This is a genomic window from Nocardia sp. NPDC003482, from assembly GCF_053588115.1.
In genome coordinates, this window is record NZ_JBSFPI010000028.1 from 33756 (window position 1) to 50720 (window position 16965).

The 16965-nt window shown below is 66.0% G+C and carries 13 protein-coding genes; 6 read left to right on the plus strand and 7 right to left on the minus strand.

The window, feature by feature from the left end; translation table 11 throughout:
• The first annotated feature begins 61 nt into the window (after positions 1 to 61).
• The gene (locus tag ACWDSJ_RS32655) at positions 62 to 829 is read left to right on the plus strand and encodes an SDR family NAD(P)-dependent oxidoreductase (RefSeq protein ID WP_450036523.1); all 768 of its coding nucleotides are present in this window, start codon (positions 62 to 64) and stop codon (positions 827 to 829) included.
• 3 nt (positions 830 to 832) lie between these two features.
• On the opposite strand, the gene ACWDSJ_RS32660 is transcribed toward ACWDSJ_RS32655, so the two are convergent.
• Both ACWDSJ_RS32660 and ACWDSJ_RS32665 read right to left on the minus strand, forming a co-directional pair.
• A complete protein-coding gene (locus ACWDSJ_RS32660) occupies positions 833 to 1960 on the minus strand; it encodes a transglycosylase family protein (RefSeq protein WP_387360053.1) in 1128 nt (375 codons plus the stop codon).
• A 176-nt stretch (positions 1961 to 2136) separates the two neighbouring features.
• The gene (locus ACWDSJ_RS32665; protein ID WP_450036524.1) at positions 2137 to 2982 is read right to left on the minus strand and encodes a TatD family hydrolase; all 846 of its coding nucleotides are present in this window, start codon (positions 2980 to 2982) and stop codon (positions 2137 to 2139) included.
• Here ACWDSJ_RS32665 and metG point away from each other — a divergent pair.
• Positions 2981 to 4600: a methionine--tRNA ligase gene (gene metG, locus ACWDSJ_RS32670; RefSeq protein WP_450036525.1), complete on the plus strand. Its 1620-nt coding sequence runs from the start codon at positions 2981 to 2983 to the stop codon at positions 4598 to 4600. The two genes, ACWDSJ_RS32665 and metG, sit on opposite strands and share 2 nt — an antisense overlap.
• A gap of 63 nt (positions 4601 to 4663) precedes the next feature.
• On the opposite strand, the gene rsmI is transcribed toward metG, so the two are convergent.
• Positions 4664 to 5512, minus strand: coding sequence for a 16S rRNA (cytidine(1402)-2'-O)-methyltransferase (gene rsmI, locus ACWDSJ_RS32675; RefSeq protein WP_450036526.1), 849 nt, complete (start codon positions 5510 to 5512; stop codon positions 4664 to 4666).
• A 91-nt stretch (positions 5513 to 5603) separates the two neighbouring features.
• Here rsmI and ACWDSJ_RS32680 point away from each other — a divergent pair, with 91 nt between their 5' ends.
• Positions 5604 to 7208, plus strand: coding sequence for a dolichyl-phosphate-mannose--protein mannosyltransferase (locus ACWDSJ_RS32680; RefSeq protein WP_450036528.1), 1605 nt, complete (start codon positions 5604 to 5606; stop codon positions 7206 to 7208).
• Positions 7209 to 7211: 3 nt separating this feature from the next.
• On the opposite strand, the gene ACWDSJ_RS32685 is transcribed toward ACWDSJ_RS32680, so the two are convergent.
• Both ACWDSJ_RS32685 and arcA read right to left on the minus strand, forming a co-directional pair.
• Positions 7212 to 7571, minus strand: coding sequence for a GntR family transcriptional regulator (locus tag ACWDSJ_RS32685; protein WP_387360043.1), 360 nt, complete (start codon positions 7569 to 7571; stop codon positions 7212 to 7214).
• Between the two features lie 4 nt (positions 7572 to 7575).
• On the minus strand, positions 7576 to 8805 hold the full coding sequence (arcA, locus tag ACWDSJ_RS32690; protein ID WP_450036529.1) for an arginine deiminase: 1230 nt from the start codon (positions 8803 to 8805) through the stop codon (positions 7576 to 7578).
• A gap of 214 nt (positions 8806 to 9019) precedes the next feature.
• Here arcA and soxR point away from each other — a divergent pair, with 214 nt between their 5' ends.
• Positions 9020 to 9523 carry a redox-sensitive transcriptional activator SoxR gene (soxR, locus tag ACWDSJ_RS32695; RefSeq protein WP_450036530.1) on the plus strand — a complete coding sequence of 168 codons (504 nt, stop codon included), beginning with the start codon at positions 9020 to 9022 and terminating at the stop codon, positions 9521 to 9523.
• Here soxR and ACWDSJ_RS32700 read toward each other — a convergent pair.
• On the minus strand, positions 9515 to 10363 hold the full coding sequence (locus ACWDSJ_RS32700; protein ID WP_450036532.1) for an SDR family oxidoreductase: 849 nt from the start codon (positions 10361 to 10363) through the stop codon (positions 9515 to 9517). The two genes, soxR and ACWDSJ_RS32700, sit on opposite strands and share 9 nt — an antisense overlap.
• Before the next feature lie 1433 nt (positions 10364 to 11796).
• Between ACWDSJ_RS32700 and ACWDSJ_RS32705 the strand changes: the two genes are divergently transcribed.
• Positions 11797 to 14841: a hypothetical protein gene (locus ACWDSJ_RS32705; protein ID WP_450036533.1), complete on the plus strand. Its 3045-nt coding sequence runs from the start codon at positions 11797 to 11799 to the stop codon at positions 14839 to 14841.
• Positions 14842 to 15180: 339 nt separating this feature from the next.
• The gene (locus ACWDSJ_RS32710; protein WP_450036534.1) at positions 15181 to 15741 is read left to right on the plus strand and encodes a hypothetical protein; all 561 of its coding nucleotides are present in this window, start codon (positions 15181 to 15183) and stop codon (positions 15739 to 15741) included.
• Positions 15742 to 15777: 36 nt separating this feature from the next.
• Here the strand turns inward: ACWDSJ_RS32710 and ACWDSJ_RS32715 are convergent, their stop codons facing one another.
• Positions 15778 to 16905, minus strand: coding sequence for a glycosyltransferase (locus tag ACWDSJ_RS32715; RefSeq protein WP_450036535.1), 1128 nt, complete (start codon positions 16903 to 16905; stop codon positions 15778 to 15780).
• Positions 16906 to 16965 lie beyond the last annotated feature (60 nt).

Here is a 16965-nt window from a genome sequence, read left to right on the forward strand (position 1 = left end):
GATACACGTTCTAGTTTCGGTGTGTCGCCAGAAGGTCCCGCAGAGAGTTAGGACGAGCGCAATGCAGCGTAGATTCGACGGACGACGGGTGCTCGTCACCGGCGCGGGTTCGGGCATCGGCCGGGCGGTCGTCCACCGGCTGCTCGACGAGGGCGCGACGCTGGTCGGCGTGGACGTGTCCGAGGCGGGGCTGAAGGAGACCGTCGAGAACGCCGCCGCGGACTCCCGCTCCCGCTTGCACACCGTGGTCCTGGACGTCTCCGATCCCGAATCGGTCCGCTCGGGCAGCGCCGCGGCCGTCGAATTCCTCGGTGGCCTGGACGTTTTGGTGAACGCCGCCGGAATCCATCGCTCCGCGCACACCCACGAGATGTCGCTGGAGTCGTGGAATCAGATCATCGGGGTCAATCTCACCGGCACATTCCTCATGGTCCAGGCCGCGATCCCGCATCTGCTCGCGTCGAGCCACCCGGTGATCGTGAACTTCTCCTCCACCGCCGCGCACGGCGCGCATCCGTACATGGCCGCCTACGCCGCGTCCAAGGGCGGCGTGAACGCCATGACCAAGGCCATCGCCCTCGAGTACTCCAAGCAGGGCCTGCGGGCGGTGAACATCGTCCCCGGCGGCATCGCGACGGGCCTCACCCAGAGTTTCTCCGCTCCCGACGACGCCGACTGGAACCTGCTGTCCCGCCTCACCGGCTGGCTGAACAACGGCGCGTTCGGCGAGCCCGAGGACGTGGCCGCCGCGGTCGCCATGGTCGCCTCCGACGACGGGCGCTACATCACGGGTTCGGAGATCCGGGTCGACGGCGGGGCCTTGATGTAGGGCTCACCCGATCCCCAGCCGACTCGTGCACGCGGGCCAGGCGCCCCAGCCCTGCCGCGCCCGCGTCACCTCGGCGATGGCGATCTGCTCCTCGCGTGTCGCCATATCCGCGCGCGGCGCGTACCGGAGACCGCCCTGCCGTTCCCACGTGCTCTGGTCGAACTGGATGCCGCCGTAATACCCGTTGCCCGTATTGATCGCCCAGTTGCCATTGGATTCGCACCGAGCCAGGGCGTCCCAGATCGCGCCGTCGCGCACGGGCGGGACCTCGGTGCCGGGCTTGGCGCCCTTGCGGACCGTCTTGGGTTCGGCGGGGACGATGATCTTGCTGGCGATCGGATCCTTGTCCGCGTCCTGGCCGTTCACGATGGAGACGGCGAACGTCACGTCCTGCACGCCCGCCTTGCCCGGATTCTCGACCACCGTGCGGCTCATGTTCATGGTCGGATCCTCGATGACGTTCTCCGGCGGATCCAGCGGCACGCGCTCGACGCGGTTCTCCACCCGTTTGCGGGTGACGGTGATCTTCATACCGATGGTCAGCTTGGTGTCGGGCGCGGGATCGACCGAATCCTGGTTCACCAGTGCGGCATTGCGGCCCTGCAACAACTCGCCCACGGTCGGCGCGGCGATGCGCACGATCTCCGCGGGCTGCGCGCCATCGGTCAGCAACACCGTGCGCGGGCTCGTGATGGCCAGCGCCGCGCCCTCGAGCGGCAGCGGCGTCGGGCGCGGCGGGGAGACGAAAACGTCTGTGGGGATCTGCAATTGGGTCAGCGCCTCGGCGACCGTGTAGCCGGTGGTCCACAGCTCGTGCACCTTGCCGTCGAAGGTGACCGACACCGGCCGGGCGCGGTTCAGCGTGATCGTGCCGCCGTCGACCACCGCGGCGTCCGCTCCGGGCGAGAGCGCGTCCTTGGCCTTCAGCACGAAGCCCGCCGCCTTGACCACCCCGCCCACCTTGAGCGACATCGTGGTCAGCGTCCGCTGTTCCCCGTCGACGACCAGCGTGACGGTCTTGCGGTGCAGGATCGCCATCGACGCGCCGAGGATCAGCGTGATCAGCAAGGCGGCGATCGCCGCGTACAGCAGCGGCGAGCGCGAGGAGTTGATCCGCTGGAGAGCGGACATCCGAGGCTCCGGCATGGTCACAATACGATAACGACGGGGTCAGGGCCTGACAACCACGAGTCGTGGAACAGGCGTTTTCCACATCACGGCCGGATGACGCGGCCGTGGCCAGATTACGACGCCGTTATGGTAGTGCGCCCGGTCACCGGTCGCTCACCGAACGGTCTCCCTGTGATTCAGGACACTGCCGACGCGCCGATTCCGTAGACGCGTTCGGCATTGGCGGTGGTGATCTCCGCGAGGTCCGCCGGAACCTGTTCGCGCAGTTCGGCCAGGGCGCGCACGGTGTAGGGCAGGCAGTAGGACTCGTTGGGCGCGCCGCGGAACGGGTGCGGGGTGAGGTAGGGCGCGTCGGTCTCGACCAGGATCGACTCGGCGGGCACGAGTTTCGCCGCCGCGCGCAGCTCCCGCGCGTTCTTGAAGCTGACCGTGCCGGAGAAACTCAGGAGGTAACCCGCCTCGACACAGGCCCGGGCCATCGCCTCGTCGGAGGAGAAGCAGTGGAAGATCACCGTGTCCGGCGCGCCCTCCTCCGCGAGCACGGCCAGCACGTCGCGGTCGGCCTCGCGGTTGTGGATCATGAGCGGTTTGCCCAGCCGCTTGGCCAGATCGATGTGCCAGCGGAAGCCCTCGATCTGCTCGGGCGGCTCGGCGCAGCCGTCGAGTTTGCCGGGCCAGTAGTAGTCCAGGCCGGTCTCGCCGACGGCGACCACGCGCGGGTCCGCGGCCAGCTTCTCGAGTTCGGTCCTCGCGGCGTCGTCGAGGACGTTCGCGCGGGTGGGGTGCAGCGCGACCGCCGCGTACACGCGTGGATCCCAGTGCGCGGCCCGCACGGCGAACCGGGCCGAATCCAGATCGTCGGCGACGGTCACCACCCGGCCGACGCCGACGGCCGCGGCCCGATCCACCACGGCCGCAACGGTTTCCGCATCCGAGGCGCCGCAGGCGTCCAGATGGGTGTGCGCGTCCACCAGAGGGGACAGCGGTTCGGGTGCGGCGGGCGCGGGACGTTTGCTAGGCATGGTCACCCGGGATATCGACGCGAGCGGACAGGGGCACTCGGACTACAGTAATAACACCATGACTGACGCCGGACGCCCCGCCTTCTACATCACCACGGCCATCGCCTATCCCAACGGCGCGCCGCACATCGGGCATGCCTACGAGTACATCTCGGCGGACGCCCTCGCGCGGTTCAAGCGCCTGGACGGCTTCGACGTGTTCTTCATGACCGGCACCGACGAGCACGGCCAGAAGGTGCAGCAGGCCGCGAAGGCCGCGGGCGTCCCGGTCGAGGAGTACGCCGCGCGGAACTCCGACGTGTTCGAGGCCATGGACAAGACCCTCGACATCTCCTACGACCGGTTCATCCGCACCACCGACGAGGACCATCAGGTCTCCTCGGTCGCGATCTGGGAGCGGATGCGCGCGGCCGGGGACATCTACCTCGACACCTACTCCGGCTGGTACTCGGTGCGCGACGAGGCGTTCTACACCGAGGAGGAGACGACCGTCCTCGACGACGGCACCCGCATCGCCACCGAGACGCGCACCCCGGTGGAGTGGACCGAGGAGTCGAACTACTTCTTCCGGCTGTCGAAGTACCAGGACCGGCTGCTCGAACTGTACGAGCGGCGGCCCGATTTCATCCTGCCGGGCACGCGGCGCAACGAGATCGTCAGCTATGTGAAGACCGGGCTGAAGGATCTGTCCATCTCGCGCACCACCTTCGACTGGGGTGTGCCGGTGCCGGACGATCCGGCGCACGTCATGTACGTGTGGGTGGACGCGCTCACCAATTACCTCACCGGCGTGGGCTTCCCGAACACCGATTCCGACGCGTTCCGGAAGTTCTGGCCCGCGGATGTGCACATCATCGGCAAGGACATCACCCGCTTCCACACGGTGTACTGGCCCGCGTTCCTCATGTCGGCCGGGGTCGAGTTGCCCGAACGCGTGTTCGTGCACGGGTTCCTGTTCAACAAGGGCGAGAAGATGTCCAAGTCGGTCGGCAATGTGGTCGACCCGCTGGATCTGGTCGACGCCTACGGGCTCGACGCGGTGCGCTTCTTCCTGCTGCGCGAGATCTCCTACGGGCAGGACGGCTCCTACAGCCACGACGCCATTGTCGGCCGCATCAACACCGATCTGGCCAACGAGTACGGCAATCTCGTGCAGCGCAGCCTGAAGATGGTCGCGCGCGACTTCGGTTCGGCCGTACCGACTCCCGGCGAGTTCACCGACGCGGACCGCGAGTTGCTCGACCGCGCCAACGGCCTGCTCGACCGCTGCCGCGCCGAATTCGACCAGCAGCAGATGCATCTCGCGTTGGAGGCGATCTGGCTGACGCTGGGCGAGACGAACCGCTACTTCTCCGCCCAACAGCCTTGGGCGCTGGCCAAATCCGGCACGCCGGAGGACATCGCCCGCGAGGCCACGGTCCTGTACGTGACGCTCGAGGTGCTGCGCATCGTCTCGATCCTGGTGCAGCCGGTCATCCCCGGGTCGGCGGGACGCATCCTCGACCAGCTGGGGCAGACCGGGCGAACGTTCGCCGATATCGGGACGCCGATCGAGGCGGGGTTGTCCCTGCCCGCGCCGGAGCCGGTGTTTCCGAAGTACGTGGAGCCCAAGGACTGACGAGGCTCGACGAGCTCCGCGCCCGCTGCCTCGGTCGGCCCCGGTCCTCGAGGATCGACGGGCCTACTCGTGGGCGCGGGCGGCGAGGACCGCGTCGTACAGTTCACGGCGGGAGGCGCCGGTGGCGGCGGCTATTTCGGCGCAAGCTTCCTTGAGGCGGATGCCCTCGGTGACCAGGGCCTCCACTTCGTCGACGAGGTCGGCGGGGTCGGCCGAAAGGGGTTGGGCGCCTTCGATCACCACGGTGATCTCGCCGCGGGCGTGCTCGGTGGCCCAGGCGGCGAGTTCGGCGAGGGTGCCGCGGACGACCTCCTCGTAGGTCTTGGTCAGTTCGCGGCAGACGGCAGCGCGGCGGTCGGGGCCGAGGATCTCGACGGCGTCGGTGAGGGAGTCGGCCAGTCGGTGCGGGGCCTCGAAGAAGACCACCGCGCGCGGTTCGCGGATCAGGGTGCGCAGCCATTGTTTGCGGGGACCGGATTTGCGGGGCGGGAAGCCGTCGAAGCAGAAGCGTTCCACCGGCAATCCGGACAGGGCCAGTGCGGTGGTGACGGCCGACGGGCCGGGCAGGCAGGTCACCGGGAGGCCGCGTTCCACACAGGCCGCGACCATGCGGTAGCCCGGATCGCTGACCGACGGCATCCCGGCGTCGGTCACCAACAGCACGGTGTGTCCGGCCTCGATCTCGTTGAGCAGCAACGGGATTCGCGCGGTCTCCACATGATCGTAGAAGCTCACCACGCGCCCGCTGATCTCCACCTCGAGGGCCTTGGCCAGCGTCCGCGTGCGGCGGGTGTCCTCGGCGGCCACGACCTCGGCCGAGCCCAGCGCCTCCCGCAGCCGACGCGACGCGTCACCGGGGTCCCCCATGGGCGTCGCCGCGAGCACCAACCGCCCGCTCGGCTGATCGGTCATCACCACTCCCGTCTCGGTTCGGATGCCTTCCGAATCTCCTTCGCAGGGACGGTAGCGAAGGACGGGACCCCGGTGCCAATAGACTCGTGCCGTGACCCAGCTGACCGACGCGCGACCGCCGATCGGTGCGGGCCCGGCCTTGTCGAGTCCGGCGCCACTGCGCCCCTCGCCCGATTTCGGGCCCACGGATCGGATGCGGGGGTGGCTGGTCACCGCCTTCCTGACCGTGATCGCGGGGGTGACCCGGTTTCTGGAGCTGGGCTATCCGACCGACGCGGGTACGCCGGTCTTCGACGAGAAGCATTACGCGCCGCAGGCGTGGCAGATGGTCACCGGCGGCGGGGTGGAGGACAATCCGGCGTTCGGGCTGGTGGTGCATCCGCCGGTCGGCAAGCAGATGATCGCGCTCGGCGAGGCCATCTTCGGCTACACGAGCTGGGGATGGCGGTTCACCGCGGCGCTGTCGGGATGCCTGCTGGTGCTGCTGGTCGTGCGGATCACGCGGCGGCTGACCCGCTCGACTCTCATCGGGACGATCGCGGGACTGCTACTGATCTGCGACGGGGCGACGTTCGTGGCCTCGCGCATCGGCATGCTGGACATTTTCCAGACGTTGTTCGTGACGGCGGCGTTCGGCTGTCTGATCGTGGACAGGGACCACATGCGCGAGCGGCTCGCCCGCGCGGATGCCCAAGGGCGCGTGGGACTCACGGCGTTCGGGCCGCGGCTCGGGGTGCGGTGGTGGCGGTTCGGGGCGGGGCTGCTGCTCGGATTGTCGTTGGGCACCAAGTGGTCCGGGCTCTACTTCATCGCGTTCTTCGGGCTGCTGTCGGTCGGGTTCGATCTGGCCGCGCGGCGCGCCTACGGGGTGCGGCGGCCGCTGCTCGGCACCGCCGTCCGCGATATCGGCCCCGCGCTCTACGCCCTGGTGCTGATCCCGGTGCTGGTGTACCTGGGCAGCTATTCGATGTGGTTCGCCAGCGAGACCGGATACGACCGCTATTCCGTAGGCAATCCGTACGCCGGGAAGAATCCGATCGGCACCGGCGGGACGTGGTCGTGGGTGCCGGACGCGTTGCGCTCGCTGTGGCACAACCAGGGCGAATCGCTGAGTTTCCATGAGGGACTGACCAATTCGGCCGGGAACCACCATCCGTGGGAGTCCAAGCCGTGGTCGTGGCCGATGAGCCTGCGGCCCATGCTGTACTACTACGCCGACAACGGGGTGACCGGCTGCGGCCAGAGCGTCTGCGTCAAGGCCGTGATGCTCATCGGCACCCCCGCGATCTGGTGGCTCGCCCTGCCGATGCTCGCCTGGGCGCTGTGGCGCACCGCGACCCGCGCCGACTGGCGCTACGCCTCGGTACTGGTCGGGTACGGGGCCGGACTGCTCCCGTGGTTCGCCACCCTCGACCGGCAGATGTACTTCTTCTACGCCGTCCCCATGGCGCCGTTCCTCGTGATGGGCCTGGCCCTCGTCCTCGGCGACATCCTCGGGCCCGCCCCGTACACGCGCGGCCCGTACGGACAACGCTGGCTGCTCGTCACCGAACATCGCAGCCTGAGCCTGCTTCTGGTGTGTCTGTATCTCGGGCTGGTCGTCGCCAATTTCATCTGGCTGTGGCCGATCCTCACCGCGCTGCCCATCACGCCGGGCAACTGGCACGACCACCTGTGGTTGCCGAGCTGGAAGTGAGCGCTACTCGTGCAGCGCCGCCCGCACGTATCGCAGCGCGGCCTCGTCGTCCAGGCCGAGGCGGCGGATGATCGCCACGTAGTCGGTGGCCGCGCGCCCGGCGGCGTCGCGGGTGGGATCGCCGGAGGAGGCGATGAAAGAGCCCAGGCGGCCGCGGGTTTCGAGGACGCCGTCCTGTTCGAGTTCGCGGTAGGCGCGGGCGACGGTATTGGGCGCCAGGCCGAGTTGCGCGGCGAGGGCGCGGACCGTGGGGATCTTGGTGCCCGCCGTCAGTTCGCCGGAGCGAACCCGGGCCACGATGCCCTGCCGCAGTTGTTCGTACGGCGGGACCGTCGAGTGGTGGTCGACCGGGATCTCCAGCATGGCCTCACACCTCGTCGCGGGCGAGCGGGCAGGACAGACAGCGCGGGCCGCCGCGGCCGGAACCCAGCTCGGAACCGGGAATGGTGAGGACCTCGATGCCCGCGTCCGCCAGGCGCGCGTTGGTGTTCTCGTTGCGTTCGTAGGCGACGACCACGCCCGGGGCGAGCGCGAGGGTGTTGTTGCCGTCGTCCCACTGTTCCCGTTCGGCGGTGACGCCGTCGAGTCCGGTGGCGATGACGCGCAGCTTGCCGATGCCCATCGCGTCCGCGGCGGCGGGCAGGAACGGATCGGGGCCGCGCATGCTCACCCCGTCCGCGTCCTCCTTGCGAATCGTGAAGGCGCGCAACGAATCCTGGACCGCCGGGTACATGACGACGGCGTCGGTGTCGACCATCGTGCAGACGGTGTCCAGATGCATGGTGGCGCGGTTCTGTGCGATCGGCACCACGAGCACGGTGTGGGCGAGATTGTCCTCGAACAGGCTGCGCGCCAACGCTTCCGCGCCCGCCGGTGAGGTCCGCTCACCGACGCCGATCGCCACCACGCCCGGGGCGAGCAGCAGCACGTCGCCGCCCTCCATCGGGGCGGTGTGCGATTCGTAGGCGCGCCGCACGCCGAGGAAGCGGGGATGGAAGGCGTAGACCAGATCGGTGAGCGAGGTCTCGCGCGCCCGCGCGGGCAGCGCCAGGGAGGTGATCGCCACCTTCGGTCCCACCCAGAACGACGAGTCACGAGTGAACAGCAGATTGGGCAGCGGATCGATGACGAAATCGGTGCCGTGATGCATCCGGCGCACCAGCGAGGTCGCGTCGGGCCCGAACGGCAGCTCGTCGAAGGTCATGCCCGCCATGAGCACATGCGCCAGGTCCTCGGGCGGGACGCCGCGCAGATACGCCTTGAGGTCCTCGGCCAGCGCGTGCCCGACCCGGCGGGCGTCGACCGCCGCGGTGATGCCCATGCTGCGGCCCGGACGGCTCACGGCCAGCGTCTCGGCCAGCAGATCGCGCAGGAGCAGCACCTCGACGCCGCGCCCGCGCAGCACGTCGGCGAACACGTCGTGTTCCTGCTGCGCGCGCTCGACCCAGGGAATGCCGTCGAAGAGGAGCTGATCGTTGTTGCGCGGGGTCAGCCGCCGCAATTCGTCCCCCGGCCGGTGCAACAGCACCGTCCGCAGCGTCCCGACTTCGCTTGTCACGGAAAACGGTCGCGCCGACGGCACCGCCTCTGCTTCCATGAGTTCGACCGTAACCGCCACCGGCCGCATTGGCACGGAATTCGCTGGGCGGCGCGGGTGTGGGGGGTGGGCCAGTTCTACGGAATTCGCTGGGCGGCGCGGGTGCGGGCGGTGGGGCAGTTCTACGGATCTCGCTGGGCCGCGCGGGTGCGGGCGGTGGGCCACTTCTTCCGAACGGTCGTAAACTTGACCTAACCTGAAGTATCGTTCAGCTATGCAGCACACGACCTGGCAGGCCAAGGAGCTCACCCCCGGACAGCTGTCCGAACGTAGCGGAGTCGCGGTGTCCGCGCTGCATTTCTACGAACGCGAAGGGCTGATCACCAGCCGGCGCACGAGCGGTAATCAGCGGCGGTACTCGCGCGAGACGCTGCGGCGGGTGGCGTTCATCCGCATCTCGCAGCGAGTCGGCATCCCGCTCAGCGAGATTCGCAAGGCGCTGGACACGCTGCCGGAGGGCCGCACCCCCAATCGTAAGGATTGGGAACGACTTTCGACGGTATGGCGCGCCGACCTCGATCAACGCATCGAACAGCTGGTCCGCCTGCGCGACAGCCTGACCGGATGCATCGGCTGCGGCTGCCTGTCGCTGGCGTCCTGCCGCATCGCCAACTGGCACGACAAACTCGGCGACGAGGGGCCGGGCGCTCGTGTGCTGGACGTGAACCTCAACTGCGCCAAGGGAATCGAGGATTGCACCGAACCGGAGTCAGCGTAGGAACGAGTCGAACCGGTCGTTGGCGCGGCGCATGACGAACTCGTACGGCCAGGCGAACTTGCGCGCCCACCAGTACCCGAACCGTACCTCGAACGAGGTGTGCACCAGGAAGCTGTTGCGCTCGATTCCGCGCAGGATCTGCTGGGCGACCTTCTCCGGCGAGGCGGCATGCTTCTGAAACATCTTGGTGTACCGCTGAATTCGCGGATCCTCGCGATCGACCCCGGCGATCTCGACGGTCTGCACGAGATGCGTGTTCACCGCTCCCGGCACCACCAGCCGTACGCTGATCCCGTGCCGCTCGAGATCGAACCGCAGCACCTCCGACAGCCCGCGCAGCCCGAACTTGCTCGCGCTGTAGGCCGCGTGCCACGGGAAGGCGAGCAACCCCGCCGCCGAGGACACGTTCACCAGCGCCCCACCGCGCCCCGCCCGCACCATCGGCGGCACGAACGTCTCGATGACATGGATCGGCCCCATCAGATTGATATCGATCATCCGCCGCCACTGCCGATGCTCGAGATTCTCGACGGTCCCCCACGCCGACACCCCCGCCACATTCATCACGACATCGAGACTCCCGTGCCGATCGTGCACCTCGTCCCCGAAGGCCCGCACGGCGTCGTAGTCACTGATGTCGAGCGCCCGCGAGTACAGCACCTTCCCCCCTTCGCGCTCGACGGCCTCCACCGTCCCCGCCAACCTCTCCGCATCCACATCGGTGAGCACCACCTCGGCCCCCGCCCGCGCCGCCGCGAGCGCGGTAGCCCGCCCGATCCCACTGGCCGCGCCGGTGATCAGGGTTTTCTTGCCGCTGACGGACTTCAAGCGATCGCGCACGCCGTTCCTCGATGCTGTGTGTGCTCGGTTGTCTGCTGTGGTGGAGCATACGGGGTGGGGCTGCGTGGGGTTCGGAAGCTCGGGTGAGATGGGAGGAAACCCGCGACATGCGGTTGGCGGGGTCCGCCATCGTCCTGTTCGGCTCGGGTACGGGCGGCGTCAGGGCCGGACGGACGGCCTCCCACCGCGGCGGGCGCTCTCAACCATTCGCAATGCTCGCGTCGGTCTCGAAATTCGACCCGCGACAATTCGACTATGTGTGGATTAGTTAGGACTGATGCGAGTTGACGGCCAATAGAATCTTCGCCATTGTAAATGGCACTATTAGACAAGTTCCTTCTGAGAATAGGAATCTGTCTCTGGCCGCTGCTTGGCTGTACCAGGACATTCAGCCATCGGCAGCTGAGATGGTTGATCTGGTCGATCACATCACATCCCTGGCCGAAGGCTTCGGATCCGACCCGTTCGAGCGTTCCGGTAACGCTTGGCATGCCGTTATCACGGCCGAAGGGGTGTGGTTGGAGAACCTCTACAACCTGGATGAAGGCCCATGGATTCTATCCCACATCGAGGTACTGAATGTCATTCGGCACTATTGGAATTGCGTGTTGGAACTCGGCCGCCTCGAGGTTCTGGAGGACCTACAGAAATGCTTTTCGGGCGACCCACGGCCGCCCGCCCCGCGTCCCCTGGGACTTCTCCAAACCTTTGACCGGAAACAAGTTCGACCGTTAGGCGTTGCGAATTTTATCCGAAGTCGAACGAGCTGATGACCCGAGAGCTGCCCGAATGAAAATGGATGCGGCCTATCAGGGGGGAGGCTGGTCGGGACGATTTCGGCTTCATGCTCGGCCCCTTCGGTCTGCTGGGGTTGCGGACAGCCGCGATCGACAACCGGCGACCCTATGAGGGCATGGGCGTTGACCTCGGGTTTCCTTGCGGGTGTTGACATATCGAGTGTTCTTACGTGAAGCTGGGTGAAGCGCCACAGCTGCGTCTTCTCGACGAGTCGTCGAAGTATCTGCCAGCCAGGATGTTCCGGTTTATGGCACCATCCGAAGCCCCGAGGCCACAAGAACCGGGCACCGGAAGTCAAGACAGCTGCGAAACCTGCTGAGCTCCAGGCTGTTTGGCGTCTTGCGTCGTAACCCGCAGCATGGCTGGCGTCTTCGCCGCTTCCTGAATGCTGGATTTCAAATTCACTGATACCGCCGTGCCTTCGCATCACGGCGGTTTTTTGTGCCGTGAGGTGTGCCGTGTCTGAAGATCTGAGATCGCGTTCGATTTCCGTTACCCCGTGGACGCCCGGGCGGCCTGCGGGGTGGAATCAATCGGAGGATAGAACTGGCGGCGTTGGGCGCGTCTACAACTTTCGTGGGCTCACTCCGGCCGGGGCGGCTCGGAGATTGGAGCGGATCTGGAACGGCCGGGATATGGCCGCCCAGGCCGGTGACATCGGCTACGAGTCCTACGACTTCTCCATCATCGCCCCGAACCACGAGATCAAGGGTGGACCGTTCGCGAGTTCGGCGAAGGCCACGGAGATCAGCGTTCAGCCCTCGAACCCGTACCCCGCGGACAATCCCGGCCCGTTCCCGAACGATGCCCGCAACGACTGGTTCCGCGATCACGACCAGTGGGCCAACGTCGACACCGATCCCAACCGCTACAAACCACCGCGGTCGGAGAACGCGCCCCAAATCCAGTCGACTCCGAGTCCCACCCCGGGGACGACCAAACCGCCCGCGAATCAGCCTGCGCCACAGACAAATCCAGTGGCGCCGCCACAGGAGCAACCACAACCGACCGCAGGGCAGCAAGAACAGACGGTCGTGCCGGTGGTCCAGCCGAAACCGGTGACCGTGGACCCGTTCGGATTGCCGGACACGACCGGACACCGCGAGGGCGACCAGTGGGAGGACACCGTCGGCGGCGTCCGGCGGGTCAACACGATCCCACAGGGCAACGGCACCCAAACGGTGGATCAGGTGATCTACAACGCCGACGGCACCGTCACCTTCTCCCGCGTCGTCGCCAACGATCACGGCGGCTACCAACGCTGGAACAACGACTCCACCGGCACCGCGTCGTATCTGAACAAGGGCGACGCCGGCGCCGACGCCTACATTCAAAGCTTCGACACCGGAACATCCACCTCCGAGCGCCCCAGCCGGGAATCGGGTGCCAGTGGCGATTGGGGCGAAACCTACTCCCCCTCCTACGACACCGACGGAAACCGAGTCGGAGTGGACGTCGGCGTCCGTAACCCACACGGACTCTACGACAACTACCACTACGACAACTACGACAATCTCACCGTCTCCGAAGCCACACCCGACGGAAAGGGCGGTGTCACAAGCAGATTCATTGCCCAACTCGACCGAAACAGCGAAGGCTGGCAACGCGGCCCGGACGGAGAATCCTGGCAAGTCGGCAGGGACCTACAAGGCCGAATCACCATGGGCCGCACCACACAGGACCGCGACGGCACGCACGTCTATTTCCGCGACGCCGACGGCAGACTATTCGATTCCTTCTACAGCACCGGTAAAGCCCCCTCCTACACGACCATCGCCTTCGGCGACACGATCACCAAAACGCTGCGTGACGGCACGGTCATCACCTTCGACCGCAATCAGAACGTCACCGGCTACAAGACACCCCCGGACCGCCGAGACCTCGTGCAAAAGGGCTGGGACTGGACCGTCGGAGTAGGCAGCAGCCTCAAATCCTGGGGCACGGATCTGGTGTCGGTCTTCGACTTCAGCACCAACCTGACCGCCGCAGGCAACCCTCTCGACCCCGCCAACCAAGCCGCTGCCGCGGAACACTCCCGACGAACCAACGCCGCCCTCACCGCACCCGGCCGCCTCGTCGTGAACGGCGTCATCGACTCCGGGAAAACCGTCGCCGACTGGTACCGCTACAAGATCGGCGGAGCCCTCTACGGTCTCAGCGGCGACCCCATAACACCGGCCGGACAAGCACGCACTCGGGCAGCGCTCGACCAGATGGCGAAAGCCCCGAGCGACCTGGCCGCAGTGCTCGCCGCAACGACGTTCCTGATACCGGAAACGGGTGCGGCAACGCGCGTCGGAGCGGTCGTTGCCCGCGCTGGTGAGGATGCGGCCGCGGCCGCGAGACGGGCTGTCCCGTCAATTAACCTGCGGGTCAGCGGTGCCGGCTCCTCGTTGGTTGACTACATTGGCAACGGTTTGTACCAAGTGAGGACGCTTCCGAACCGATTGTCACTTCGGGGCGTTACGGCATTGCAAAATGCCATCGAAGCAATCGCGTCTTTCGAACAACGGTCGTGGGGCTACGGACCGGCGTTTGGCGGCATACCCCATGGTTTCCTCGGTGCCGAGACGCCACTAGCCGAACTTCTCGCAACAAAATTTGCTTCGAGAATAGGCCCCAGTGGCTGGGCCGCCGGCGTATGGTCTGAGTTCGGCGGGCGACTACCTCATCCGACTGGCTGGATCTCCGACCATTTCCGATCTTGGAGATTTAACTCCCAGATCGGAGAGGAACTCGCTGCCGATATCGACCGCGCGCTGGCAAGTTATCCAGATATCGCGGCGGTCGTAAAGCAATTGATAGCCGACACTGCGCATAAATTGAATCTGACTGAGGCGCTGAAGGATCCATCATCTCGCGCGGCTGCATTGAACACACTCATGGAACTGGCAGAAGGTCGACTCTTGCATTCTCGGACGCTATCTGAATATCTTGCCGAGAACCCGGGCCCAGGGCTCTTGTTTGAACCCGTAGCGCAAGATGTCAACTTCCTCCCTGATGGCCGGAAACGAATGGCAGATTTTGTTTCGTACAGTAAGAACATCGATCCAGCTCGCCGGGTAGGCGCATATCCCGGGCGAGCGGAGTGGGAACAGCTTTCGGACTACGCAGAACGGCTTGCGTTTAACGTCGAGCAGATAGTTGAGGCCGAGGTTAGAAGCATCGCGGAAAATATGAGCGACGTCACCATAAGTGTGCGTACAAAGCCAGCGGCTGCGATTCTCGACAAAGTCAAACGCATGGTTGAGGGTTCCGAGGATAGAGCGCCCAGGCCCACCTACGAAGCAGGGGATGCAATTGATGCCGTAGGAGCACGCATAACTGTCCAATCCACAGATCAGCTCAGCCAGCTGCTCGATCGCGTCCGAGATCGACTCGGCGTCGGCGAAGGCGGACGCATTCTGGAGATTGAGAATATGTACGCTACACCGAAATCTCGAAATCCATCATATCGGGTTATCCCTGTAGTTGTCCGGGTAGACGTCAGCGGTATTCCGTATACGTACGAGCTGCAACTTACTACACGCAGAGCGTCCGTCGCCGCCGATTTGAACCACAATACCGTTTACAAGCCTTATGTTAAACTAACTCCCGAGCTGGAAGGCAAAATCGAACAGATGTTTGCCGAAGCAGCCGCCCTAGAGCAAGAGGAGGCGATCCGGAATTGGCAGCGGTGACTGATAATCTTGATAGCAAGCGTAAGATCTGTTTCGGACTGGTCAAACAGGGGGATGACGACTGGGTAATCGGCTTTGTGATCGACGGACGGAGATACCGCACGGCGGAGGAGTTCGAGCAGACTCGGCGTGAGGCATTTCGCATTATAAACCGAAGTTCTATTGTCGCGGAGTTCGAGACGCGAGATGTCAGTGATACCGAGCCGCGTTCGGATAGGCCCACATGGGAAGAGTATCGGGCGAAGCATCGGCTTTGACTGCGGAGATTCTCGCTAATGATCGAAGTATCCTGAAGGCGTCGAGGGCAAAGTTGGTCAACCATGGAGAAATGCTGGCCCGATGAACAGTAGCGAGCAAGCCGCGGCGACTGTCCGGGCGACTGTCGAACGCGTGATCGCGGCGGGTGTGAAGCCGGGATCGATGGCTGGCGCTTCGGACGAGCAGATCGAGGATTGGGCCGCGCGACAGGGTGTCACCGTGATACCGGCCGCGGTTCGTGAAGTCATGCGGATGATTGGGATCAAAAGGCTGGGCTGGTTATGCGGAAGTTCGTTCGGCGTAGAGGTCATCGATGAGAGCGACAAAGAGGCCGCGATCGCCCAGCTCGCGCGGCTGGAGAACACCATGACTGATAGCGCTGGCATGCTCGTGTTGATGGAGCACGGGGCCTATCAGTATTACGTCATCGACGGCGCTGATCTCGGTCAACCAGATCCGCCGGTCTGGTTGATCTATGAGGATGAGATGGCCGAGAAGATCAGCCCCTCGGTGAGCGGTTGGTTCGACAGCATCGCACCCGATGTCGAACGGGATCGAGAACGTCTGCGGTTCGATCGGAAGTTGGGCAGCTGGATAGACCCGGGATGGGCCGAGTACATCGACATCGATGGCCTCGAATAGCCGCAGCTGAGAATTAGTTCACCACGATTCCGCAGATCAGCGGCCGGAGAAAACTCGCAACATCCGGTTGACCGCCGCCCGCCACGGGAACTGCTCAGCCCGGGTGCGGGCCGCTCGCCGACGCTGCGACAGCGGCCGGGCCAGCACGTCGGTCACGGCGTGGGCGAAGGCCGAGGGGTGGTTGGCCGCGACCGCGCCGCAGTCGGCGGTGACGATATCGGCCAGGGCAGACGAGCGGCTGGCGACCACCGGGGTACCCGCGGCGAGGGCCTCCAGTGCAGCTAGCCCGAAAGTCTCGTGCGGACCAGGCGCCAGCGAAACGTCCGCACTGGCAAGCAGAGTCGCCACCCGCGTCCGGTCATCGACGAACCCCGTGAAATGCACAGCCGGACGTCCGTCGCGCAAAGGCGCCAGCCCACGGGCCAACCGCTGCAACGACTCTCGCCTAGGCCCGTCGCCAACCACCACGAGCCGCGCATCCAAACCCTCACGCCGCAGCGCGTCGACAGCCTCGATACTCCGATCCACCCGCTTCTCCACCGACAACCGCCCACAATGAACCAGTAGCGGATACTCCCCGCCCAGTTCGGACCGCAGCCGACCGTCGTGGCGCGCAGGGCTGAACATCTCCAGATCCACCCCAAGCGGCACGAGCGCGACGTTCGGCGCGTCGATGCGCTGGAACTCCTCCCGCGCGAATTCGGTTGTGCAGACCACATAGTCGTAGCTGGCGGCGGTGCGTCGGTTCGCGACGTCGGCGGCGCGGCGGGCCATGGGGCCGGGCAGCACCTGGCCGAGCAGCCGGTCCAGCCGTTCGTGCGAGATCATCACTCCGGCGATGTCGCGCTGTCGGGCCCAGCGGCCGAAGCCGCGCAAGGTGAGTCGGTCCGAGACCTCGAGTGCGTCCGGCCGCAGGCCGGCGAGCACATCGGCGACGCGGCGCGGGTCCGCCGCGCGGTAGCCGCCTGTCCACGGAATCAGCAAGGCGGGCACCGTGATTCGCACGACGCCGCTGGGCAGGATCTCCTCCGACCGCCGCGCCCCGGGCACGATCAGGACGACCTCGTGGCCGCACGCCGTGTACCCGGCCCCCAGATGGTGCAGTGCGGTGCGAAGTCCCCCAGACCGCGGACCGTAGAAGTTCGCCAGCTGAACGATGCGCACTGCCCGATCGTTCCCGCGGACCGGTCCCCCTGGGACAACGCGAGTTGAACAGGCGCGGAA